This is a genomic window from Kitasatospora griseola (assembly GCF_044999035.1).
Classification (GTDB): Bacteria; Actinomycetota; Actinomycetes; order Streptomycetales; family Streptomycetaceae; genus Kitasatospora; species Kitasatospora griseola.
The window spans coordinates 1,208,218-1,229,239 of record NZ_CP173360.1; the positions used below are offsets into that span (position 1 = coordinate 1,208,218).

General features: G+C 71.1%; 19 protein-coding genes and 2 pseudogenes. 12 read left to right on the forward strand and 9 right to left on the reverse strand.

Annotated elements, in window-relative coordinates:
• Positions 1-38: 38 nt before the first annotated feature.
• On the reverse strand, positions 39-593 hold the full coding sequence (locus tag ACI1MP_RS05815) for a DUF4158 domain-containing protein (protein WP_404867917.1): 555 nt from the start codon (positions 591-593) through the stop codon (positions 39-41).
• Between the two features lie 219 nt (positions 594-812).
• On the opposite strand from ACI1MP_RS05815, the gene ACI1MP_RS05820 reads away from it, so the two are divergent.
• The 4 genes and pseudogenes from ACI1MP_RS05820 to ACI1MP_RS05835 all read left to right on the forward strand — a co-directional run bounded on the left by ACI1MP_RS05820 (position 813) and on the right by ACI1MP_RS05835 (position 6,064).
• A complete protein-coding gene (locus ACI1MP_RS05820; protein ID WP_404867918.1) occupies positions 813-1,334 on the forward strand; it encodes a hypothetical protein in 522 nt (173 codons plus the stop codon).
• Positions 1,331-1,522: a hypothetical protein gene (locus tag ACI1MP_RS05825; protein ID WP_404867919.1), complete on the forward strand. Its 192-nt coding sequence runs from the start codon at positions 1,331-1,333 to the stop codon at positions 1,520-1,522. The genes ACI1MP_RS05820 and ACI1MP_RS05825 overlap by 4 nt, the downstream gene beginning before the upstream one ends.
• 50 nt (positions 1,523-1,572) lie before the next feature.
• Positions 1,573-2,003, forward strand: a pseudogene (locus tag ACI1MP_RS05830) (transposase); the annotation flags it as partial.
• Between the two features lie 425 nt (positions 2,004-2,428).
• On the forward strand, positions 2,429-6,064 hold the full coding sequence (locus ACI1MP_RS05835; RefSeq protein WP_404867920.1) for an ATP-binding protein: 3,636 nt from the start codon (positions 2,429-2,431) through the stop codon (positions 6,062-6,064).
• Positions 6,065-6,113: 49 nt separating this feature from the next.
• On the opposite strand, the gene ACI1MP_RS05840 is transcribed toward ACI1MP_RS05835, so the two are convergent.
• Positions 6,114-7,064 (reverse strand): LysR family transcriptional regulator, encoded by a 951-nt coding sequence (locus ACI1MP_RS05840; RefSeq protein WP_380340377.1) that lies wholly within the window; start codon positions 7,062-7,064, stop codon positions 6,114-6,116.
• A 170-nt stretch (positions 7,065-7,234) separates the two neighbouring features.
• Between ACI1MP_RS05840 and ACI1MP_RS05845 the strand changes: the two genes are divergently transcribed.
• Genes ACI1MP_RS05845 through ACI1MP_RS05855 form a run of 3 tightly spaced genes read left to right on the forward strand, consistent with a single transcriptional unit; the run spans position 7,235 to position 9,566 of the window.
• A complete protein-coding gene (locus ACI1MP_RS05845) occupies positions 7,235-7,930 on the forward strand; it encodes a type 1 glutamine amidotransferase domain-containing protein (RefSeq protein ID WP_404867921.1) in 696 nt (231 codons plus the stop codon).
• 4 nt (positions 7,931-7,934) lie between these two features.
• Positions 7,935-8,510, forward strand: a complete 576-nt coding sequence (locus ACI1MP_RS05850) for a TetR/AcrR family transcriptional regulator (RefSeq protein ID WP_404867922.1) — start codon at positions 7,935-7,937, stop codon at positions 8,508-8,510.
• 42 nt (positions 8,511-8,552) lie between these two features.
• Positions 8,553-9,566 carry an NADP-dependent oxidoreductase gene (locus tag ACI1MP_RS05855; RefSeq protein ID WP_380340387.1) on the forward strand — a complete coding sequence of 338 codons (1,014 nt, stop codon included), beginning with the start codon at positions 8,553-8,555 and terminating at the stop codon, positions 9,564-9,566.
• 524 nt (positions 9,567-10,090) lie between these two features.
• Here the strand turns inward: ACI1MP_RS05855 and ACI1MP_RS05860 are convergent.
• The 3 genes and pseudogenes from ACI1MP_RS05860 to ACI1MP_RS05870 form a co-directional block, all read right to left on the reverse strand.
• Positions 10,091-10,801, reverse strand: a pseudogene (locus ACI1MP_RS05860) (IS701 family transposase); the annotation flags it as partial.
• Between the two features lie 20 nt (positions 10,802-10,821).
• Positions 10,822-12,027 (reverse strand): serine hydrolase domain-containing protein, encoded by a 1,206-nt coding sequence (locus ACI1MP_RS05865; RefSeq protein WP_404867923.1) that lies wholly within the window; start codon positions 12,025-12,027, stop codon positions 10,822-10,824.
• A 379-nt stretch (positions 12,028-12,406) separates the two neighbouring features.
• Positions 12,407-12,757 carry a hypothetical protein gene (locus ACI1MP_RS05870; RefSeq protein WP_380340393.1) on the reverse strand — a complete coding sequence of 117 codons (351 nt, stop codon included), beginning with the start codon at positions 12,755-12,757 and terminating at the stop codon, positions 12,407-12,409.
• Positions 12,758-12,816: 59 nt separating this feature from the next.
• Here ACI1MP_RS05870 and ACI1MP_RS05875 point away from each other — a divergent pair, with 59 nt between their 5' ends.
• Positions 12,817-13,263 (forward strand): MarR family winged helix-turn-helix transcriptional regulator, encoded by a 447-nt coding sequence (locus ACI1MP_RS05875; RefSeq protein WP_380340396.1) that lies wholly within the window; start codon positions 12,817-12,819, stop codon positions 13,261-13,263.
• Positions 13,264-13,358: 95 nt separating this feature from the next.
• Entirely contained in the window at positions 13,359-13,670 is a 312-nt protein-coding gene (locus tag ACI1MP_RS05880) for a hypothetical protein (RefSeq protein WP_380340399.1), read from the forward strand.
• Between the two features lie 114 nt (positions 13,671-13,784).
• Here ACI1MP_RS05880 and ACI1MP_RS05885 read toward each other — a convergent pair whose 3' ends face one another.
• Both ACI1MP_RS05885 and ACI1MP_RS05890 read right to left on the reverse strand, forming a co-directional pair.
• Positions 13,785-14,435 carry a tetratricopeptide repeat protein gene (locus tag ACI1MP_RS05885; protein WP_404867924.1) on the reverse strand — a complete coding sequence of 217 codons (651 nt, stop codon included), beginning with the start codon at positions 14,433-14,435 and terminating at the stop codon, positions 13,785-13,787.
• Entirely contained in the window at positions 14,432-15,301 is an 870-nt protein-coding gene (locus ACI1MP_RS05890; RefSeq protein WP_404867925.1) for a sugar phosphate isomerase/epimerase family protein, read from the reverse strand. The genes ACI1MP_RS05885 and ACI1MP_RS05890 overlap by 4 nt, the downstream gene beginning before the upstream one ends.
• Before the next feature lie 149 nt (positions 15,302-15,450).
• On the opposite strand from ACI1MP_RS05890, the gene ACI1MP_RS05895 reads away from it, so the two are divergent.
• From ACI1MP_RS05895 to ACI1MP_RS05905, 3 genes are read left to right on the forward strand one after another with little or no spacing between them, the layout of a single operon-like run.
• Positions 15,451-15,777, forward strand: a complete 327-nt coding sequence (locus ACI1MP_RS05895) for a hypothetical protein (protein ID WP_404867926.1) — start codon at positions 15,451-15,453, stop codon at positions 15,775-15,777.
• Between the two features lie 35 nt (positions 15,778-15,812).
• Positions 15,813-16,928, forward strand: coding sequence for a sensor histidine kinase (locus tag ACI1MP_RS05900; protein ID WP_380340411.1), 1,116 nt, complete (start codon positions 15,813-15,815; stop codon positions 16,926-16,928).
• Positions 16,919-17,590 carry a response regulator gene (locus ACI1MP_RS05905; protein ID WP_404867927.1) on the forward strand — a complete coding sequence of 224 codons (672 nt, stop codon included), beginning with the start codon at positions 16,919-16,921 and terminating at the stop codon, positions 17,588-17,590. The genes ACI1MP_RS05900 and ACI1MP_RS05905 overlap by 10 nt, the downstream gene beginning before the upstream one ends.
• Positions 17,591-17,610: 20 nt before the next feature.
• Here the strand turns inward: ACI1MP_RS05905 and ACI1MP_RS05910 are convergent, their stop codons facing one another.
• Both ACI1MP_RS05910 and aspT read right to left on the reverse strand, forming a co-directional pair.
• Positions 17,611-19,263 (reverse strand): bifunctional aspartate transaminase/aspartate 4-decarboxylase, encoded by a 1,653-nt coding sequence (locus tag ACI1MP_RS05910; protein WP_404867928.1) that lies wholly within the window; start codon positions 19,261-19,263, stop codon positions 17,611-17,613.
• Between the two features lie 55 nt (positions 19,264-19,318).
• Positions 19,319-20,989 carry an aspartate-alanine antiporter gene (aspT, locus tag ACI1MP_RS05915; protein WP_380340420.1) on the reverse strand — a complete coding sequence of 557 codons (1,671 nt, stop codon included), beginning with the start codon at positions 20,987-20,989 and terminating at the stop codon, positions 19,319-19,321.
• Between the last annotated feature and the right edge of the window lie 33 nt (positions 20,990-21,022).

The following is a 21,022-nucleotide window of genomic DNA, read 5'->3' on the forward strand; positions in this document are numbered from 1 at the left end:
CCTCGCGTCATTTCATGCACGCCAGCGAGCCCTTGGCATCAATCATCTAGGGCGAGCACCTTCTCCCGCGCCTCGGCCGGCAGCCGGGCCGCCACCGTCGTGAACCAGGTCTCCTCGGCGGTATGCAGCGCGGAGCGGACCATCCGCATGATTCGCTCCGGCGCCGGCGGTTCGATGAACTCCTCCCAGCACCGCTTCAGCAACTCCTCACGCACCCGATCCGCGTTCCGCTCGGCGTGCGCGACATTCGACGCCAGCCAGGTCGTCAGCTTCTCGGCGTCCTGCACGGAGCACGCCCGAAAGCCCAGGTGCTCGCGGATCTGCGACCGGTGGTACTCGATTGTGCTGCCAGACCACTGGTAGAAATCGAAGTCGGCGGCCGACACCCGCATCTGCCGGGCGACGAAGTCAACAACCTCATCCGGAAAGTCCACCCGGCCTCTGGGGAACCGGCCGTGCCGGGTGTAGAACTTCAGCAACAGCGCGAAGCCCAGGCGTGTTCCGCCCCTCTTCCCCGCCACGAGCTCCAGCTCGTCGTCGAGCACCGTCCAGTGCTCCACCAACTCGTCCATGCCGACCGGCTGCCGCCCCATGGCCCCGCATCATGCCGGACAGGCCCAGGTCAGGGCGGCCGAACGGTCAAAGATCACCCGCGTTTGGGGCTGGTGACACGTTCGTTAACGGCACCCCTAGTACTGCAACGGTGCTTATGGTGACGAGGCTTCAGCTCCTGGGCTGTGGCCTCGTCGCTTGTGGTGGCTGGTCCGGGCCTGGTATCGGCGTCGGTGACGCCGGCGGGACCAGTGCAGGACGTGCGCGAGGTCCGACGGCAGCAACTCCTCGACCGGATCGGCTCGAACGAGGCCCACGCCCGCACCGTCGCCTCGCGCCACCTGGACCCCCGCTTCGTCCAGCGCCGCCGCACCGACGACGGCTACGAGGTGTCCTGGAGCCCCGACTCCCATGCAGGCCAGAAGCTGCAGGGTGCGATCAAGCGTCAGCTCGATGCCTTCCGAGCCGAGTTCGGACGCGCGCCCGGCCCCGGCGACCCCGTGTTCCACCCCGACGCGGACACACCCCTCCCGATGCCCGAGGAGCGCATCACCGAGATGCTCGGCGAGATGGCCGTCCTCGCGGAGCAGTCCGGCATCGACCCGGCGTACATCCAGGTCTGGAAGAAGCTGGGCCACGTGGTCACCGAGGACACCCAGCGCCTCTTCAGTGTGGCCGAGGTCCACGCCTTCTCCGACACCGTGAGGTCGTTCCAGGAAGCTGCCGACCCCCGGCCGGCGCCCCGCCGCCCGGCAATCCGCCGGACGCCCTGCGCGCAGTGATCAGCACCGTCATCACGCTCACCGATCCCGGGGTCGACAAGAACGTCGTCCTCGTGGATCGCCCGGACGGACTCTCCCCTGCAGGCGAGCTCAAGAGCATCGTGCTGAACGATCCGCAACCGCTGCAGGACTACGGCTGTTTCATTCCCTGGGGGTATGACCCGTTCGCCGTCCCGCCAGAAGCGTGATGCCGTCGGGTGAGGCCACGTCGCGAAGATCATTTCGCTGAGAAAACCAGGACCGCGAGGTGCTGGCAGCGATCGTCTTCGTGGCGACCTCCGGATGCAGGTGGGCTCAACTGTCGCCCTGCTTCGGTCAGTCCGGGCCGACTGCCCATCGGCGGTTCACCGAGCGGAGCAGGGCCAGGGTGTGGGCCGAGCTGCACCGGGTCGTCCTGGACGAGCTCGGCGCGAGGGGCGAACTGGACTGGTCCCGCTGCGCGGTCGACTCCGTGAACATGCGGGCCCTGAACAGGGGGACCTGACAGGTCCGAATCCTGTCGATCGGGGCAAGTACGGGTCGGAGATCCACCTGCTCACCGAACGTACCGGTTTACCCCTGCCGCGCGCGATATCCGGTGCCAACGTCCATGACGGCCAAGCCCTGATCCCGTTGACCGATGCCGTCCCGCCCATCCGATCGCGCCGCGGCTCCAGACCGCAAAGTCCTGTGATCTTGTGATCACGCTGGTCAAATGACCCGGTCCGCGTCGCCGACGAGAACTGACCGGGCGTCGGGCGGCGGCGCCCCCGGCGTCGGCCGCACCCTTCGCGCGGGCCGACGCCTCGACGCGCGGGCCGGCTTGCCCTCCTCCACATGCATGGTTCGATGGAACACGGGGCCCTTTCCGGATGTCACGCATGGCATGCCTTCCAGACTCACGGAGGAGCGAGCCGGTGAGCAAGGTCGTTCGGCACCCCAGGGGAAGACGGCGCCCGCACGGCGCACCCTGGTACACGCTCTATCCGAGGCGGTTGTTGGCCCTGTGGGCGTGGTTCCGGCACTGGTGGCACGGTGTGCGGACGAAGCGGGAGGCACGCCGCAGCATCGTGCCCAACAGGAGCTGGTTCAGCCCCCGGCTCTCCTCCGTGCTCGTGCGGAGCTTTGCCGTCCTCGGAGCGATCTGTCTGGTGGCGTGGGTCGGCCTGCTGATCTGGACCGGGGTCGTCGGCCCGGTTGGGTGGTTCAACAGCATCCAGAACAGCAACTGGTTCGGCACGATCGTGCCGTTCCTGCTCACCGCCTTCGGCGTGACCGTGTTCCTGCTCGTCGGCTACCGCTGGACCAGGAAGCCCGTGGTCGTCAAGGCGAGGAAGCGACCGCACGATCTGGTCCCCACTGCCGGGACGATCATCGACGAGATCGTAGGTCGGGACGAGCTGTCGCAGGTCATCGCCCAAACCCTGCGCAATCGGCGGACCCGTAGGCCGTATGTGCTGATCGGCGGGGTGGGGGTCGGGAAGACGGCTGTCCTGGTCGAGCTCACCAGGATGCTGGCGGAGCACGGGGCCGTCCCGGTGCCTGTCCGACTCCGTGACGCGACCGTGGACGGCGAGTTGGACTTCGAGGCCCTCGGCCGGAGCTGCTTCCTGCGGGAGGCGGGCCGGGGCGTGCTGTTCAGCGGTCAACTGGATCGAACCTGGAGGCAGTTGCGTCTCGACGACAAGGTGGTCGTCATCGCCGACGGGCTGGAGGAGGCCCTGCTCGACGATGCGCATCGGGACGACCGCGACAACCTCATTCGCCGCGCGATCGATCGAGCGAACCGCGACGGCCTGCCGTTGGTGGTGGCCTCGCGCCCGCACGCCCCGTTGGAAAGCTCCCCGGCCGCGATCGCGGTACTGGAACCGCTCAGCGAGGAGGCGGCCCTGGACTACGTGCTCCGGGACGCCGAGGAGGTGGACGAACGCCGCTTGGACTGGATCGTCGAAACTGCCGGCGTGACCGACTCGCCGTTCTACCTGCAGATCGCCCGTCGGCTGAGGGAGGTGGGCCTCCTGGAGCATCTGGCGCTGCGCGAGCAGCCGGACCGGCTGGACACCCGGACCCAGGACGCCGCTGCCCTGCGGCTGGGGCTCTTGGACACCTACCGGACGGCGTTGGAGGAGGGCCGCCTGTACGGGGATCTGGTACTGGACCGTCGCGAGCGGCAGAAGACGATCCAGATCATGGCGGCCCTCGCCTGTCTGGGACTGATCCAGGACAGCCTCGAGGTGACCTTCGACGACCTCGTGACCGCGTACGAGGAGACTCGCCCGGACGCCGCCAAGCCTGCGGAACCGCAGTCCGATGCGGTCCGGCTGACCGTCTCGGTGCAGCAGCGCGGCGCGATCTGGGAGGCGCTCACGGCACGCTTCGGCGGGCAGGAGAAGTGGCTCGGCGACCGCTACAGTCCGAACGAACTCCGCACCGAGCTCGCGCGGTTCGCCCGTAATGGGCAGCAACTCGGTCTGGTCACCAGTCATGAGAACAAGGTGCGATTTCCGCACAGCATCCTCCAGGCGTACCTGGGCTTCCACCTGCTGAGCACCATCGACGACCAGAACAAGATCCAGGCCCTTGTCGAGCAGGCACTCCAGCCCCCCGGACCGTCCCGGGAACTGCTGATCGCTCTGGTGCTCCTGTCCCGCCACGGGCAGGGACCCACCGCCCCTGGGCCCTCGGAGCCCCTGCGCCACCTCGCAGTGACCGACAGCGTCGACGACTTCCCCAGTCAGGAGCGCCATGATTCCTGGACACTCGCCGAGGTGCTTTGCGCCGCCGCGAAAGGCCGGCACGACGCCAAGTTCTTCGACCTCTACGCCGCCGCACTGGAGATCGACAGTGTGGGACCTGAGTCGGTGCAACCCGCCATCGCTGTGAGTCTCGCGAACCGGTGGCCGGAGGTGAACCAGCAGATCAAGGACGACCAGCGCACCGTCGAGGAGGCGAAACTCGGTCTCGTCCGGCGCTTCGGCGCCGCGCTGCGCGAAGTCGATCAGCACCGGGGCCGGTGCACGCCCGGCGCTACCCCTCGCCGCGGAGAGTCGGCCGTCGCGTCGAAAGGCCCCGTCTGGAAGAGCGAGCTCCAGGGAATCGACCGCATCACAGGCACCGACCGACTGACCCCGGCCTACGCGTACGAGAGCTTCGCCCTGATCGGCCGACGGGAGCCGTCTCGCCCGGTTCGCCTGGCCACCGCCCAGGAGATCGCCGCAGGGGGTGACGACGCCTATCGCGTACTGCGGGAGCACTTCCGTGAGTTGCGTGACCCCGTGCAGCAGTACCTGGAGAAGGTGAACAAGTCCAAGAGGGACGAGGACGAGAAGTTCCGGAGCACCGTGGGCGACGTCACCGGGATCGTGGGCGTGGCCGAAAGCGGCCGCCCGTCCAAGGAGCAACCGCCCGAACTGCAGGAGATCGTCGACGGCTACTTGCAGGACCGGGCCGAGCTGTGGCGGGAGTTCGTGATGCGTGCGTGGTTGGTTCCGATGTTCGTGGGTTCGCTCAGCGAGACGTATCGCGAGGAGGCCAAGGACCGGCTCGACATCTGGTTGCGGCACCTCGACCCCGCCGCCTCCCTCGGGAAACCCCTTCCGGCTGCCGAGGCGCCGTCTCCCGATTCCGCCGCCTCCACACGCTCGCCGGACCCCGCCACCTCCGCTGCATCGTCGATCGCACCGCTCACCACTCCCCGCCGAGAGCCGGACCTCCCGCTCTCCCTGGAGATCGCTCTCGCGCAGGGCTTCAAGTACGCCGCCAACCGCAGGAGACGGCATCCCAACTCCTGTGACGAGACCCGTCCCCACCTCGTCCGGCAGGCAGAGAAGATGCTCACGTGCAGCCGGTACTGGCACGCGCAGGTCAGCCTCCTGCACGCCCTGTGTCTGTGGGAACTCCCCGACGGCACCGGGCCCGCCTGGCCGAGGGCGACCGCAGGGCGGGCGAGGCACCGCCGGGGCCACATCGCCACGAACGGTACGGCGCCCGCCGGCCACGGCGGCACCGACGACCCTGTCCAGGCGGTGGCCCGCTGGCTCTCCATGGCGGGCAGCGCGCACGCCCGGTCGGCAGTCGCGAGTAGCGGCGGAGTCGACTCCAAGCGGCCCCTGCACCCCTTCGTCGCCGAAGCCGGCGACCTGGTCGCCCTCGCCCTGGAGGCCGGGCGACCTGAGCGGTTCCTCTGGATCGACGAGAACGGCGCCATTGACAGCGTCGGCTCCCGCCCGGCCGGTCCCGACCGGTACCGCAAGCACAACCTCTGGATTGCTCCCTCGGTCGGCTGGAGCATCCTCCACCCCCGGGCCCAGCAGCTCGTCGCGGACATGCTGATCATGCTGAACCTCACCGAGCGCAACACCGCCTCGCCGGACGACCTGGAGGAACGCCTGGTCAGGGCCGCCCCGGACACCCTTCCGCCGTGCCTCACCCACGACCGCACCCGGCTCCATCCCGAGCGCAGCGTCGGTCGGGCCGAATCGGACCAGCCAGGATCCACCTGCCTGTACGAGTGCCGCTTCCGGCTCTGCCCCTATCCACCGAAAGCGGGAAAGACTCAGACCGAGATCGAGGAGCCGTTCTGCCGACAACAGCAGGCACTCCTGCACAGCCGCTCGCGCTGGCCCCGTCCTGCGATAAGACGTACCACCCCGACCTGGGTCGGCATCCCCGTGAGAGCGCTCGACCGGTTCTGGGAGACGATGGCCAGCCGCAATCACAGGTCCACCGAGAGCGACCAGTCCGTCTCATGACGCTGGGAACTCGTGTGATCACCCTGCAACTGATCGGCGGCGGCGACCCTCAGGCCTCGCGGGCGGAGCGCAGCAGGTGGTCGCGGACCAGCGCGACATGGGGGTTCGTGGACGATCCTGGGCGCTGGACCAGGAAGCCCGTGTTGATCGGTGGGTCGTCCGGATCGTTGAGGAGGGTCAGGGCGCCCGAGGCCAGATCGTCCGCGCACAGGTAGCGGGGCAGCACACTGAACCCGGCGCCGCCGACAACCGCCGCCTTGACTGCTCCTAGGTCGGGGACCGTGACGGTCGGCCGGCAGGTCAGGCGCCTGTCGAACACGTGGCGCCAGTAGCGGCGGACGATCGGCAGGTCCTCGGCGTACGAGACGAGCGGCACTCCGTGCAGGGCCGCGGGCCCCTCGGCGGCAAGGCGTGATCCGATCCGTTCCGCCCATGAAGGTGCGGCGACCAGGACGAATTCCTCGTCGGCCAGCGGTACGGAGGCGAGTGCGCGGCCGCGTGGGCGCAGGGTGGCCACCACCAGGTCGTGCCGGCCCGCGCGCAGTCCGTCGAGCAAGTCGTCGGTGAGGCCGAATGCGACGCGCAGGCGCACGCCCTTGTCGACGAGCGGGGCGAGCGTCGGCATGACGCAGTGCGTGAGGTACTCGGCAGGCCCCGCCAAGTGCACGGGCTCCGCGTCGCTCTCGCCGAGGAGGGCGCCGCCGCTGACCGGACCGAGGGCGTCCAACGGCTCCATGACCCGCGCGGCCAGCTCGTCGGCGAACGGGGTCGGGGCGACGCCGCGGGACAGCCGCTCGAACAGCTCCCGGCCCAGCTGGTTCTCCAGCGAGCGGATCTGCGTCGTCACTGTCGGTTGTGACAGGCCCAGCACGCGGGCGCCCGCGGTGAAGGCGCCGGCGCGGTACACCGCGAGGAACGTGCGCAGCAGATTCAGATCGAGAAGGCCGCTGCCCTGCGGCGGCGGTATTCCCGGCGGTCCATTGGGATCCCTATCTCTCACATGCACGAGCCTATTGGATTCCGATGGGACAGGGGTCCTACCTTCGAGGACATGGCCGCACTGACGAACTGAGCACTGAGTGTCAGTCCTTCGGAAACGTCAGCGGCGGCGACCCACCGTCCCCGATCCCTACGGCCCGTACGGGATCCGCACCCTCGGAGAACCACCTCATGTCGAAGATCCTGTTCGTCGTCACCGGCGCCGACCACTGGACGCTGGCCGACGGCACCAAGCACCCCACCGGCTTCTGGGCCGAGGAGGCCGTCGCTCCCTACCAGGCCTTCAAAGCGGCCGGTCACGAGATCGTGGTCGCGACGCCCGGCGGTGTCGTTCCCACCGTCGACAAGGGCAGCCTCGCCCCCGAGGCCAACGGCGGGCAGGAGAACGCCGACCGCATCGCCGACGCCCTGGCCGGCTTCAGCGAGCTGCAGTCTCCGATCAAGGTCGGAGACGTCGACCTCGACGACTACGCGGCCGTCTTCTACCCCGGCGGCCACGGCCCCATGGAGGACCTCGCGGTCAACGCCGACTCCGGCCGCCTCCTCACCCTCGCCCTGGAGTCCGGCAAGCCGCTCGGCGTGGTCTGCCACGCCCCGGCCGCGCTGCTGGCGGCCGTCAAGGCCGACGGCGCCAACGCCTTCACCGGCTACGACGTCGCCGCCTTCACCAACGCCGAGGAGACCCAGGCCGGCTTTGCCGACAAGGCGAAGTGGCTGCTCCAGGACCGCCTCACCGAGGCCGGCGTGAACGTCCGGGTCGGCGAGCCGTGGGCGCCGAACGTGGTGGTCGACCGCAACCTGGTCACCGGCCAGAACCCGGCCTCCTCCGCCCCACTGGCCGTCGAACTGCTCAAGAAGCTGGCCTGACCCGATGGGCACCGACCGGCTCGACGAGGTCCTCGACGCCACGTACGACTGCCTGACCAGGTACGGCGTGCGGCGCACCACGATGGACGACATCGCCACCACCATGGGCGTGTCCCGGTCCGCGGTCTACCAGTACGTGCGCAGCAAGGACGACGCCTTCCGGCGGCTCGCCGGGCGCCTGCACGAGCAGGCGCTCGTGCGGGCCCGCCGGGCAGCGGCCGACAGCGCGGTCCCGTACGCCGCCCGCGTCCGGGGCGTGCTCGCCGCCAAGCTCGAACTCGTCCTCGCCCTGTCCGAGGACTCGCCGCACACGGCCGAGCTCCTCGACGACAAGGCCCGCCTCTTCGGCGGGATCTGCTCCGACTTCACCGCCGAGCTGCGCCACCTGCTCACCGGACTCTTCGCCGAGGCGGGCACCGCAGCAGGGGTCGGGCCCGCCGAGGCCGCGGACATCTGCATCTCGCTCGTGGTCGGCCTGGAGAACGCGACGGACGCGCACCGCCTGCTGCCCCTGGGATCCGATGCCCTCGTGGCCGGACTGCTGGGCGCACCCGACCCCGCCAGGACCACGGGCAACTGACTTCCCCGCCTCCCTCACACCGCACTACTTCTTAGGATCGTCATGTCTTTTTCCAGCCGTGAATGGCACCTCGCCGCCCGCCCCCTCGGCGAGCCCAAGGACTCGGACGTCGCGTTCAAGACGGCCGCCGTGCCCGACCCGGGCCCCGGCCAGGTCGTCGTCCGCAACGACTACCTCTCCGTCGACCCCTACATGCGCGGGCGGATGAACGAAGGCGAGTCCTACATCACGCAGTTCGAGCTGGGCGAGGCCATGACCGGCTCGGCCGTCGGCACCGTCGTCGCCTCGCAGGCCCCCGGGGTCCCGGTCGGCGCGACCGTCACCCACTTCCTCGGCTGGCGCGAGTACGCCCTGCTGGGCGCCGCCGACGTTCAGCTCGTCGACCCCGAACTCGCCCCCGCCCAGGCCTACTTGGGCGTCCTCGGCACCACCGGCCTGACCGCCTGGGCCAGCCTCAAGGAGGTTGCCCCGGTCCAGGAGGGCGACGTCGTCTTCATCTCCGGTGCCGCGGGCGCCGTCGGTTCCGTCGCCGGGCAGTTCGCCCGCAAGCTCGGCGCCTCGCGCGTCATCGGCTCGGCCGGCGGCCCGGCCAAGGCCGAGCGGCTGACCGAGGACTTCGGCTACGACGTCGGTCTCGACTACCGCGCGGGCGACATCGCGGGGCAGCTCGCCACCGCCGCTCCGGGCGGCATCGACGTCTACGTCGACAACGTCGGCGGCGACCACCTCGACGCCGCTCTCCGGGCCATGAACCTGCGCGGCCGCGTCGCCCTGGTCGGCGCCATCTCGATGTACAACGCCACCGAGCTGCCCGCGGGCCCGCCGCACCTGCCGCTCGCTATCGGCAAGCGCATCAACCTGCGCGGCATGAACGTCAGCGACCACTTCCACCTCGCGCCGGACTTCGCCCGACAGGTGGGCGGCTGGCTCAAGGACGGTTCGCTCGTCACCGACGAGACCGTCGTCGACGGCATCGAGAACGCCTTCGAGGCCTTCCAGGCCATGATGCGTGGCGCCAACACCGGCAAGATGCTCGTCCGTCTCCCGCAGGCCTGACTCGCAAGGCCGGCCGTCCGCCGTTGCGGTCGCCGGGTCGGCCCCGCCGCACCGTCGGGCAACTGTCCTGACCTGCTACGTTGCCGTACTGGAACGCGGAGTGCGTCATGGGTGCCGAAGGCACGGGGTGGGGCAGTAGCGCGTGCCGCGTTCTTCGGCTGACGCGGCGTCAGCGACTCCGCAGGGCCGGGTGGTCGGCGACGACGGTGCAGCTGCCGGGGGCGATCCCTCTGCGCCTGCGTCCCGCACTTGCACACCGGCCTGGCTCTGCTCCTCGGGATGAAACGCTCCGCGATCGACCGGGCGACGGCGACGTCAGGAAGCTGCTTAGTACTGCAACGGTGCTTATGGTGACGAGGCTTCAGCTCTTGGGCTGTGGCCTCGTCTCTTGTAGTGGCTGGTGCGGGCCTGGTGTTGGCGTCGGCGGCGCCAGCTGGACCAGTGCAGGACATGCGCGGTGCTGCGGCGGACAGGCCGGGTGAGATGCGTGATCAGTCGGCGGATCTCGGGGACGGCGAGTGGGATCAGGTCTGGCGTTCGAGCCGGTGGGGCCCCTTTTCGAGCTGCCCGGCCCGCAGGACGGTGAGGTAGGCGCGGACGGCCATGGCGAGGGTGATGTGCCGGTACCAGCCCTGGTGGCGGCGGACCTGGTGGTCGCCCAGGCCGCACTGGCCCTTCGCGGTCTGGAAGCACTCCTCGATCGCCCAGCGGGCGCCCGCGACGGCGATCAGCTCGTCGAGTGTGGACCCGGCGGGCGTGTAGGCGACGTAGTGGGCGACCTTCGTCGGGTCGCTGATGCTGCGGCGCGCCAGGACCCAGTGCCTGCGGTCGGGCCGGTGCCAAGGCCGGACCTCCACCCGCGCCCAGTCGTAGACCCTCGGGCCGTGGGCGCCCGCTCCGCACGAACGACGCTTCCGCTTCTGCCTCGGCAGGCCGGCGATCAGGTCGTGCAGCGGGTGGTCCAGGGCCTGCCGGGTGACGACGGTGTCATGCCGGGTGACGGCCACCACACGGAAGACGTCGGCCTCTTCGAGCTCGCTCCGCCAGCCCTTGCTGTAGCCGTACCCGGCGTCCGCGGTCACCCATCGGAACGGGATCCCGTCGTCGATCGCGCGGCGGACCATCGCCCTCGCGAGCTGGACCTTCGTGGCGAACTCGACCTCGTCGCCGATCCCCGCCTCCCGGCAGCGCTCGTGGTCGTCCGTCCAGGACTTCGGCAGGCAGAGGGCCCGGTCGAACTGTCTGCCGGGCGGGGTCAGCCGGTGCAGGTTGCGGCGTCGATCAGCTTCTCGAAGGCCTGCCGGGTGGGCAGCGGGGTCGACAGGCCGTTGCCGCTCATCGAGACGGAGAGCTGACGGCGCAGGTCGGTGCTGGTGTACAGGAAGGTGCTGAAGCCCGGGATACCGCCCGTGTGGCCCCAGAACTCCCCGCAGTCGGTGGTGGTCCGCTCCAGGCCCAGGCCGTACCTGCCCTGGCTCTGCGGGGTGACCGTCATCATCTCGGCGAGCTGCGGCCTGGGCAGCAGCCGTCCGCCGAGCAGGGCGGTGAGGAAAGTGTTGAGGTCGGCGGTGGTGGAGATCCCGGCGCCGGCCGCGCCCGCCATGCTCGGGTCCAGGTCGGTGACGTCCACGCGGCCGGTGGGCAGGTCGAAGTAGCCGTGAGCGTGCGGGCCGGGGACGGCCGTCTCGTGGTCGGGCATGGACGTGCCGGTCAGGCCGAGCGGGCGGACGATCCGGCGCTCCACCTCCCGCTGCCAGCTGCGGCCGGTGGTCCGCTCGATGATCTGCCCGGCCAGGATGTAGTCGGTGTTGGAGTAGTGGTAGCCCTGGCCGGGCGGGAAGTACGCCGGGTGGTTGTTGGCCAGGGCGATCAGCTGCTGCGGCGTCCAGCGGGTGTAGCGGCCGGACTCCAGCCATCGTTCGAGGGAGCCGGGCGCCGTGGGGTCGAAGGCCTGGTCCTCGGTGTAGTCGAACAGCCCGCTGGTGTGGTTGAGCAGTTGACGCAGGGTGATGTTCGCGCCGTTCGGCACCGCGCCCGGCAGCAGCCGCTCCACCGGGTCGTCCAGGCCCAACCGCCCCTCGGCGACCAGCTGGAGGACGACGGTGGAGACGAAGGTCTTGGTCACGCTGCCGATCCGGAACCGGCCGGTCGCCGAGGCGGGGGCGCCGGTCGCGTAGTCGGCGGTGCCCGCGGCGCCCTTCCACCGGGTGCGGCCGTACTCGCCGACCCGGGCGAGCGAGGCCGAGGCGCCACCGGAGTCGACGATGGCCTGCATCGCGGCGTCCAGGGCCTTGGGGTCGACGCCCTTGCGCGATCCCCGGTCGGCGGTGTCCTGCGCCGGGTCCTGGGCGGCGGTCACCGTCACCACTGCGCCCGGTCCCTTCGTGCCGAGGGCGTCGGCCGCCGGGGCCGTCACCCCCACCAGGCCCGCGCCCGCCAGCGCGAGCGCGAGCAGGCGCACGGCCGGGCGCCCGCGCCGGAGCCCCGTGCTCCCGCTACCGCCCGGACCCGTTCCGCCCCTGTGTTCCGCCATGTCCGTCCACCTTCCCGCGTCCATGCCGAAGGGTGAAAACCCAACACCCCTGCAATTTCCGACAATTGACACGCTGCCAGGTGACGGCGACCCGGGTCGTCAGCCCACGGTCCAGGCCGACCCCGACCCTGGACCTACCTTCGGACGATGGACGGCTCCCCCTCAGGGATGGGCCACCCCCTACTGGGGCTGGGGGTTCCCCACCAGCCCCCGGCAGTGCCCGCCCTGGGCCGGCGAAGGCGGCAGCGGCACCGAGGGCGGCCGGTTCGGCGGCGGAAGACCCGGGTGCCGAAGGGGTCGATGCCGCTCATCGGCCCAGCCACCAGGCGGTGGCGAGGTGCAGGACGGCGGTGGTGGCGGCGCCGATCGTCATGCCGGCGTTTCGCCGGCGGACGCCGATCGCGGTGTCGCCCACCTGCGCCAGCCCGGCCACCAGCAGCACCGGCCAGGCCGCGGCGCGCGAACCGACCGTCAGTACCAGCGCGGTGAGGACTCCGAGCGGGACGGCGCGGGCCGCGTAGGCCCGGGCGTAGAGGTGCGTCCCGGCGGTGATCGGTTCGTTCGCGGCCAGCACCAGCCCCGGGCGGATCGCCCCGACCACCCCGGATCCGGCGCTGAGCAGCGCCACCAGCGCGTTGGCCACCAGCAGAGCGGTCATTTCATCTCCCCCTGAATCATTCGAACTGTGAACGATATGGGGACGCTACCATTCGAACCGTGAGCGATGCCAAGGGAGCAGCGGCGCTGCGCGCCACAGTGGTCTTCAACCTGGGCGTCCTCGGTGCCCTCGCGTCGGACCGCTTCGCGGGCCGGGTCGAAGCGCTGGGGATCAAGCCCAAGCACGCGGCCCTGCTGGCCGCACTGGATGACGGATCGGCCGCGTCCCAGCAGGAGTTGGCGACCCGCCTGGGAGTCGTGCCGAGCCTGATCGTGGCGCTCGCGGACCAGTTGCAGGAGCTCGGCGCAGTCGAACGCGTCCGCGACCCCGAGGACCGCCGCCGCCAGGTGCTCACCCTCACCGCCGAGGGCCGTCACCTGCTCGCCCGCTGCGCCGAAGCCGCCGAGGCGGTGGACGCGGACCTGACCGGCGGCCTCACCCCCGCTCAGCACACCGCCCTCGCCCGCCACCTGCGTACTCTCGGCGAGCGGCAACTCCCGCACTGAGCAGGCGAGTCGGCGGCCGATCAGCCGCGGAGGCACCGCCGTTGAGCTCGGGAAACCGGCTTGCCAGGGTGACGGCCGCCGGGGATGCTGACCGAATGCCAGGTCAACGGAAGAGAAAGCGCCGGCAGCAGGAGCGCGTTCAGCAGCACGCCGCCCGCTTCGCGCCGGAGGCGGGCAGCTGGACGTTCCTGTTCGCCACCGGTGACGCCCACGAGTTGAAGGCCTACGTCAACGAACTCGTGCTCGCCGAACCGGACTTGCGCTCCGACGAGCTTCGGATCGACGCGCCCTGCAGCCGCGACGGCTCCCCGCCCCACTACTCGCTGAGCCGCTTCATGCCGCACCCTGCGCCGGAGCCGCACCCCGCACCCGAGCCGGAGCCGGGCCACCGGCCCGCCGAGAGCTGAGGCCGAACCGGCCCACCGGCCAAGGCCGTTCACCCCGCCCGCCGGGCCGACCTGCCGGCGCTCCGGCCCGGCCGACCCCTGCCGGCGCTCCGGCCCGCCGACCACTGCCGGCGCTCAGGCCAGGTCGAGTTCCGCCCGGGCCTCCGCCACCCAGCGCTGCACGCCGTGCGCTTCGCTCTTCTCGGCGAGTCGGCCCGCCTCGACGAGCAGCTCCGCGGCGTCCTCGCGCCGGTCCTGCTGGGCGGCCAGGAAGGCGAGGCCGATCAGGTTGGCGGCCACGCCGGGCAGGAAGCCGAGCTCGCGTCGCAGTCGGGTGGACTCCTCGAAGTGGGCGCGGGCGGAGTCGAGTCGGCCGGCCATGTGGTCGGCGAACCCGAGGTGGCGCAGCACGTAGGAGAGGGTCAGCCGGTCCCCGGCCCGGGCGGCCAGCTCGCGGGCGCGGCGGAGGGCCGGCAGCGCCGTCCCGTTGTCGTCCCGCACCAGCTGGTGGAACGTGCCGATCCAGAACAGCGCTTCCGCTTCGCCGCGCTCGTCCCCCAGTCGGCCGTACAGCTCGGCGGCCCGCTCGAAGAGACCCAACTCCCGTGGGTCCTCGACCCGTTCGCGCAGGTAGCGGGCGTGGATGAGCCTCCCCCGGGCGAGCGCGAGATCCGCCTCGACTCCGTCCAGCCCGCGTTCGGCAGGATCGAAGACGCTGCTGTCGTCCCCGAACACGGCGCGCTCGTAGAGGAGTTCCGCTTCTTTGATCCGTCCGTCCACAGTCATGGCGCGATCGTAACGGGCTCCGACCGGAGACGAACCAGCATTCGACGGGCCTCCCGGCAGGCGGCCACGGGGGACTCGTCGGCGGCGAGGTGTTCGAGCGAGTACGCGCCCCGGTAGCCCGCTGCGGCCAGTGCGCGGAGGCAGTCCCGCACGGGGACGCAGCCGGTGCCGAGCGGGGCGGGGTGGTGGGTGCCGGGTGCGGCGACGTCCTTGAGCTGGACGTGCAGGAGGTGGCCGGACAGTGCGGTGATCGCCTCGACCGGGTCCTGGCCGTGGGTGGCCCACCAGCCGGTGTCCAGGTTCACGCCGATCGTTCCGTCCACCGACTCGCCGACGTCGGCGAGCAGTTGGGCCGGTGCGGCGTGCTCGGGGTGGTTCTCGATCGCCAGTCGGATGCCGTGGTCGCGCAGCATGGCGACCGCATCGGCACGGTGGGTGTCGAGGAAGCGGCCCCCGCCGCCGGTGAGCAGGCCGGCGCCGAGCGCGGCGGTGATCCGGCAGGCGCGCCGGGCGGTGTCGCGGCTGTCGCCGAGGTAGCCGTGGAAACCGACCACCCGGAGGCCGAGTTCGTCGATCAACTCGCGGGCGATGGCGAGGTGTTGGTCGGTGACCCAGTGCGGGTTCAGGTGTCCGGACCACAGTTCGACGGCCTCGAATCCGGCCCCCCGCACCTCCGCCAGCAGGGCGCCGAACCGCGCGCGGTAGGCCTCCACGGGCGCGAAGGCGGCCCGCACGGCCTCCGCACACTCGGCCCATCCGCCCAGGAACGAATGCGCGGGATCGTCCTGCCGAAATCCGCCGGCCAGCGAGCAGCCCAGTTCGCGCGCGATGAAGTTCGAGGTGGCGAACGCCGGTTCGAGGACCATGGCGAACCATTCTGCCGCCCCGACGGACTCTCCTCCCGGAGGGGGACGACGCGTCAACTCCTGGGCGGACGCGCGGATCCGACCACCCGGCCTACCGTGGGGCGGCGCCACTTGCACCCACGGCAGGCGGCCTGCCGCCGAGGGGGAGCATGAGGGCCGAACAGCTTTTGTCCGACAGGGAGTTGGCTGCCATCGAGCAGCGTGCTGCCGCTGCCACTCCGGGGCCGTGGGTCGCCTGGCTGGAGAGTCGGCAGGCGACCGGCGGTTGCAGCTTCATTCGGCTCGACGCCGACCCGGACGAGGATGACGAGCGCTACCTGACGCGCGTCACCGGCGGTCGGGAGATCCGGGGAATCGACGCCCGGACCGATGCGGACATCGACTTCATCGCCGCCGCCCGCCAGGACGTGCCGTGCCTGCTCGACGCGGTGCGGCGGCTGCGCGCCGCGCTCGAGCAGGCGCAGTCGTCCGGCTGACGGCCGAGCCGGTCGTCCGGGAGGGGGAGACACGAGTGGCACGACGCCTGCGAGGTGCGGACGCCTGGTGGCGCCCGGACCGGCCCGTCGCGCGCGGCTGGTGGGTGGCGCTGGACGGGGTGGTGGCGTGGGCGTCGGCGGGGATCGCGGTGGGGGGCGCGGGGTGGACGGCGTCGCTCGATCACGGGACGGTGGCGTCGCGGGTCGCGGTCGTGGTGTGGTTCGCCGCGCTGGTGGGGCGGCGGATCGCGCCGGTGGGGGCGCTGTGGGCGGGGGCCGCGGCGACCGTCGCGGTGGTGCTGGCGGGCGATCCGGTGACCAACCTGTCGCTGGCGTCGGCGCTGCCGCTGGTGGTGCTGGGCCGGAGCCGGCCGCCGGTGGTCGCGGCGGCGCTCGCGGCCGTCCCGGTGGCGGCCGTTCTGGTCGTTCTCTCGACCCGCCCGGGGTTCGTCCTCGTCTGCGTCGTGCATGCGGCGTCGGCGGCGGTCGGGGTGGCGACCCGGCTGCGGCTGGAGCGGGCCGAGCAACGTCGGCGCGCGGCCGCCGAGTTGCGGGCCGAACGGCTGATCGCCGATGAACGGGCGAGGATGGCGAGGGAGTTGCACGATGCAGTGGGGCATGCGGTGACGGTGATGGTGACGCACGCGGGCGCGGCCCGGCTCTGTCTGCCGGGCGGGCCGCCGGAGGTGCGGGTCGCTCTGGAGCGGATCGAGCGGGTGGGCCGGGACGCGATGACCGACCTGGACCGTGTCCTGGGCCTGCTCCGGCCCGTCCCGCCGCTCGTCCACGCCCTCCGGGCGCTGCTCGCCGATCTGCCCCCGCACCTCTCCCCCACCCTCGAACTCGACGACGAGGCGGACCGGTTGACCGAGCGGCAGACCGAGACGCTTCGCCGCATCGTGCAGGAGTCCCTCACCAACACCCTGAAGCATTCGACGGCGACCGCCACCACCGTCCGGCTGGTCGCCGCCCCGGCCGCGCTGCGCCTCACCGTCGCCGACAACGGCTCACCCACGCCCGGGAGTTCGCACCGCACCTCGCACCGCGGCCTGGCCTCGATGCGCCGGCGGGCCGCCGCGCTCGGCGGCACGCTGACCGCCGGGCCGGTCGCCGACGGGTGGCGGGTGGAGGTGGAACTGCCGTGGCAGTGAGGGTACTTGTGGCGGACGACGAGGATCTGATGCGGGCCGGCCTGCGGATGATGATCGGGACGCAGCCGGACCTGCTGGTGGTGGGCGAGGCCGCGGACGGGGCGCAGGCGGTGCAGGTGGCACAGGCGTGCCGGCCGGACGTGGTGCTGATGGACGTCCGGATGCCGGTGCTGGACGGGGTGGCGGCGACCGCGGAGTTGGCGGTGCGCTGCCCGCAGGCCCGGGTGCTGGTGCTGACCACCTTCGAGTTGGACGAGTACGTGTTCGCCGCGGTGCGGGCGGGCGCGGCGGGGTTCCTGTTGAAGCGGACGCCACCGGAGGCCCTGCTGGCGGGGGTTCGCACGGTGGCGGCCGGGGAGGCGCTGCTCGGGCCGTCGGTGACACGTCGACTGCTGGCGGAGTTCGCCCGCTCGGCGCCGCCGGGCGGGTCGGCGGCGGGGCAGCGGGCGCTGGCCCGGTTGACGCCGCGTGAGCGGCAGGTGCTGGAACTGCTGGGCCGGGGGCGGTCGAACGCGGAGATCGCAGCGGCGCTGCACCTGGGCGAGGCGACGGTGAAGACCCATGTCCGGCGCGTGCTGGACAAGTTGGGGGTGCGGGACCGGGTGCACGCGGTGGTGTTCGCCTTCGACCACGGCGTGGTCCGGGCCGCCGCCGAGCAGTGACAACCGGGCCCGAGAACCGTTCAGCGCAGCTCGGTCGCCGTCCACTCCGCCCGGTACTCGTCGAGGATGGCCTTCAGGTGGTGGCCGATCTTCAGGTAGTCGAGGTCGTCGAGGTTGGCCAGCGAGACCCGCACCGACCATTCGGGGCCGTCGAAGCCGCCGCCGTTGAGCAGCACGACGCCGGTCTGTTCGGCGAGCCGGAACAGGGGTTCGGTGGGCTCGTAGGTGGACTTCAGGTAGGCGGCGAACGCGGCGCCGGAGGTGCGTTCGGCCTCGGCGAGCAGGTCGAGTTCGACGTAGTAGCCGGCCCGCTCGGGGTCCTGGGAGATCTTCATCCCGGAGCCCTCCAGCAGCAGTTCGAGGCGCTGGTGGACGATGGCCTGCACCTTCGCCTTGTACGCCTTGCCTTCGGGGAGCAGCCCGAACAGCGAGAACAGCGCGAGTTGGGCCTGCTGGGGCAGCGAGAGTCCGGCGGTGTGGTTGAGGGCGACCTGTCGGGAGTCGGCGACCAGGCGGTCGATGAAGCGGATGCGGCCGGGGTCGAGGCTGAGCCGTCCGTAGCGGGCGGCCAGTCGGTCCTTCTCGGCCTGCGGGAGTGCGGCCAGGGCGTCGTCGACGACGTTGTCGCGGTGCAGGCCGATGAGGCCGAGGCGGTGGCCGGTGCAGCCGTAGTGCTTGGAGTAGGAGTAGACGAGCAGGGTGTTGCGGGGCAGGTCGGCGGCGAGGCTGCGGAAGTGGTCGACGAAGGTGCCGTAGACGTCGTCGGTGACGATGATCAGCCCGGGGTTGGTGCTCTCCACGATGGACCTGATCTGATCGGTGACCCGCTGCGAGAGCGCGAGCGAGGGCGGGTTGCTGGGGTTGACCAGGCAGACCAGTCTGATCGAGGGGTCCGCCAGCTTGGCGACCTCCTCGGTGGGGTAGCGCCATTCGCGTACGCCGGCCTCGGCGAAGGAGGAGGCCTCGATCCGGACCACATCGAACTCGTAGGTGTCGAGTTCGGGGATCTCGATGTAGGGCGTGAAGACGGGCACCATCAGGGCGATCCGGTCGCCCTTGTGCAGCAGGCCGTTCTGCACGAGGGAGTCGAAGATGTAGCACATGGCGGCGGTGCCGCCTTCGGTGGCGAACAGGTCGAGGCGGTCCGCGGGGGGCCGGCGGTCCATCAGTTCGTCGCGCAGGTAGCCGGCGGCGATCTGTTCGACGGCGGTCAGCATCCGGCCGGGGACGGGGTAGTTGTCGCCGATCGCGGCGTCGGCGAGTTCGTGGACGAGGGCGTCGCGGTCGAAGTCGAAGCGGTCGACGGCGAGGCTGAGGCAGGCGGAGAGCAGGTCGATGCCGGGCAGTTCGGGGTGGCTTCGGGCGAAGCGGTCGTAGCGGGCGGCGATGCCGATCCGCTCGGGCATGCCGCCGAGGTTGTCGGCGGTCCAGACCCGGCGGGATTCGGTGAGGGCGAAGTGGCCGAGCGCGAGCATCGCCTCGCGCGGGCCGGTGCAGATCCAATTGGGGTTGCCGCGCCCGGCGTTGAGCATGTGGGCGGTGCTCTTGTCCTTCTGGCCCGGCCGGTCGGCCTGGTAGTGCTCGGCGAGCCGGACGAACTCGCTCTTGAGCTCGAACGGGCTGAGCCGGGAGAGCCGGTGGATCTCCTCGCGGCTGATCGACGGCTTGGTCATGGGTGGCGTCTCTCCTAGCGTTCGGGTCAGCTGTTCGACTGCCGCCGACGGGGGCTCAGAGCCCGACCAGGCCCACCAGTACCGGACCGGTCAGCGGCAGCAGGAAGTTGGAGATGGTGTACGTGATGGTGTAGCCGAGCATCGGGACGCTGCTCTGCGCCACGTTCCCGATGGCGGTGATCGCGGGGGTGGAGCACTGCTGGCCGGCGATCGCGCCGATCAGGATCGGCGGTTCGATCTTCAGCAGCCTACGGCCGACGAACAGGCCGAGGAAGGCGGGGACGGCGACCATCAGGATGCCCGCGGCGGGCAGCAGCACCGGGTACTGCTTGAGCAGCGGGCCGGCGTCGGGGCCGGCGGCCATGCCGGTGACGGCGATGAACATCGCCAGGCCGAGGTCCTTCATGGTCTGGGCCGCGACCGGCGGGTAGGCGCCGAAGGTGGGTCGCAGCGAGCGGGCCCAGCCGAAGACCAGCCCGACGATCAGGCAGCCGCCGCCGGTGCCGAGCGTGAGGTTGACGTCGCCGAAGTGGACATTGACCTTGCCGAGCAGGACGCCGAGGCAGATGCCGAAGGAGAGGTAGATCCAGTCGGCGGTGTCCTCCCGGACGGTGGCGCCGACCCGGCTCGCGAACCGGTCAAGCTTGGTGGGGGCGCCGACGACGGTGAGCGTGTCGCCGATGTGGACCTCGGTCTCGCCGACGGCGGGCAGGTGGTGGTCGACGCGTTGGATGTCGGTGAGGAAGACGCCGCCGGTGGCCTGGCTGTCGCGGTCGCGGACGTCGTTCAGCGGGTGCCCGGCGACCTTCTTGTTGGTGACCACGACCTGACGGACCGCCAACGCCCGGTCGAGGCCGGGTGTGCTGGTCTCGGGGCCGAGTTCGTGGCCGGTGTCGATGACGGCGGTCCGGCGGCCGACCACCAGCACCTGGTCGCCGCGGCGCAGCACCGGGTCGTCGTCGGGGTCGAGTCTGCGCCCGCCCCGGCTGATCGCCTCGACGGTGATCAACTGTCCGGAGGCTTCCTGGAGTCGGCTGATCCGGGTGCCTTCGCCCTGGGACACCAGGTAGGTCCGGCCGACCAGTGCGGGCAGTGAGGGCTCCTCGCCGGGCTGCTGGCCGGCGTCGCCGCCGCGCATCTTCTCCCACAGCTGCCGGGACGCGTCGGCGAGGTCGATCCGCATCAGCATCGGGAACAGCTGGCTGGTCAGCAGGACGATGCTGATCAGGCCGAACAGGTAGCAGACCGAGTAGGCGGTGGCGACGTGCGCCTGCAGCTGGGTGGTCTGCTCGGCGGTGATGCCGGGCAGTTTGGCGATGGCGTCCTGCGCGGTGCCGACGGCGGCGGACTCGGTGGCCGCGCCGGCCAGGATGCCGGCGGCGGTGCCGACGTCCAGGTCGAAGAACGTGGCGAAGCCGAGCGCCATCACGATGACGACCACGGCCTCCATCAGGGAGAGCACGCCGAAGCGCAGACCGCGGGCGTTCAGGTTGGCGAAGAACTGCGGGCCGGCGATGTATCCGAGCGAGAAGATGAACAGCGCGAACGCGACGTTCTTGACGTCGGCGTTCACCGAGACGTGCTGCGCGCCGATCAGCATCGACACGATCAGGACGCCGCAGATGCCGCCGAGTTGGATCGGTCCGATCCGCAGTTTGCCGACCAGGTAGCCCAGGCCGAGGCAGAAGAAGAGGGCGAGAACGGCGTTCTCCCGCAGCAGGCTCATGTCCGCATTACATCCTGTCTGCACACCTATGCC

What these genes read in the sequence shown, in the direction of transcription:
- ACI1MP_RS05910 (WP_404867928.1), bottom strand. Translation starts at nt 19,263, where the DNA reads ATGACCAAGCCGTCGATCAGCCGCGAGGAGATCCACCGGCTCTCCCGG.
- ACI1MP_RS05895 (WP_404867926.1), top strand. Translation starts at nt 15,451, where the DNA reads ATGAGGGCCGAACAGCTTTTGTCCGACAGGGAGTTGGCTGCCATCGAG.
- ACI1MP_RS05815 (WP_404867917.1), bottom strand. Translation starts at nt 593, where the DNA reads ATGGGGCGGCAGCCGGTCGGCATGGACGAGTTGGTGGAGCACTGGACG.
- ACI1MP_RS05890 (WP_404867925.1), bottom strand. Translation starts at nt 15,301, where the DNA reads ATGGTCCTCGAACCGGCGTTCGCCACCTCGAACTTCATCGCGCGCGAA.
- aspT (WP_380340420.1), bottom strand. Translation starts at nt 20,989, where the DNA reads ATGAGCCTGCTGCGGGAGAACGCCGTTCTCGCCCTCTTCTTCTGCCTC.
- ACI1MP_RS05880 (WP_380340399.1), top strand. Translation starts at nt 13,359, where the DNA reads ATGCCAGGTCAACGGAAGAGAAAGCGCCGGCAGCAGGAGCGCGTTCAG.
- ACI1MP_RS05845 (WP_404867921.1), top strand. Translation starts at nt 7,235, where the DNA reads ATGTCGAAGATCCTGTTCGTCGTCACCGGCGCCGACCACTGGACGCTG.
- ACI1MP_RS05885 (WP_404867924.1), bottom strand. Translation starts at nt 14,435, where the DNA reads ATGACTGTGGACGGACGGATCAAAGAAGCGGAACTCCTCTACGAGCGC.
- ACI1MP_RS05855 (WP_380340387.1), top strand. Translation starts at nt 8,553, where the DNA reads ATGTCTTTTTCCAGCCGTGAATGGCACCTCGCCGCCCGCCCCCTCGGC.
- ACI1MP_RS05850 (WP_404867922.1), top strand. Translation starts at nt 7,935, where the DNA reads ATGGGCACCGACCGGCTCGACGAGGTCCTCGACGCCACGTACGACTGC.
- ACI1MP_RS05870 (WP_380340393.1), bottom strand. Translation starts at nt 12,757, where the DNA reads ATGACCGCTCTGCTGGTGGCCAACGCGCTGGTGGCGCTGCTCAGCGCC.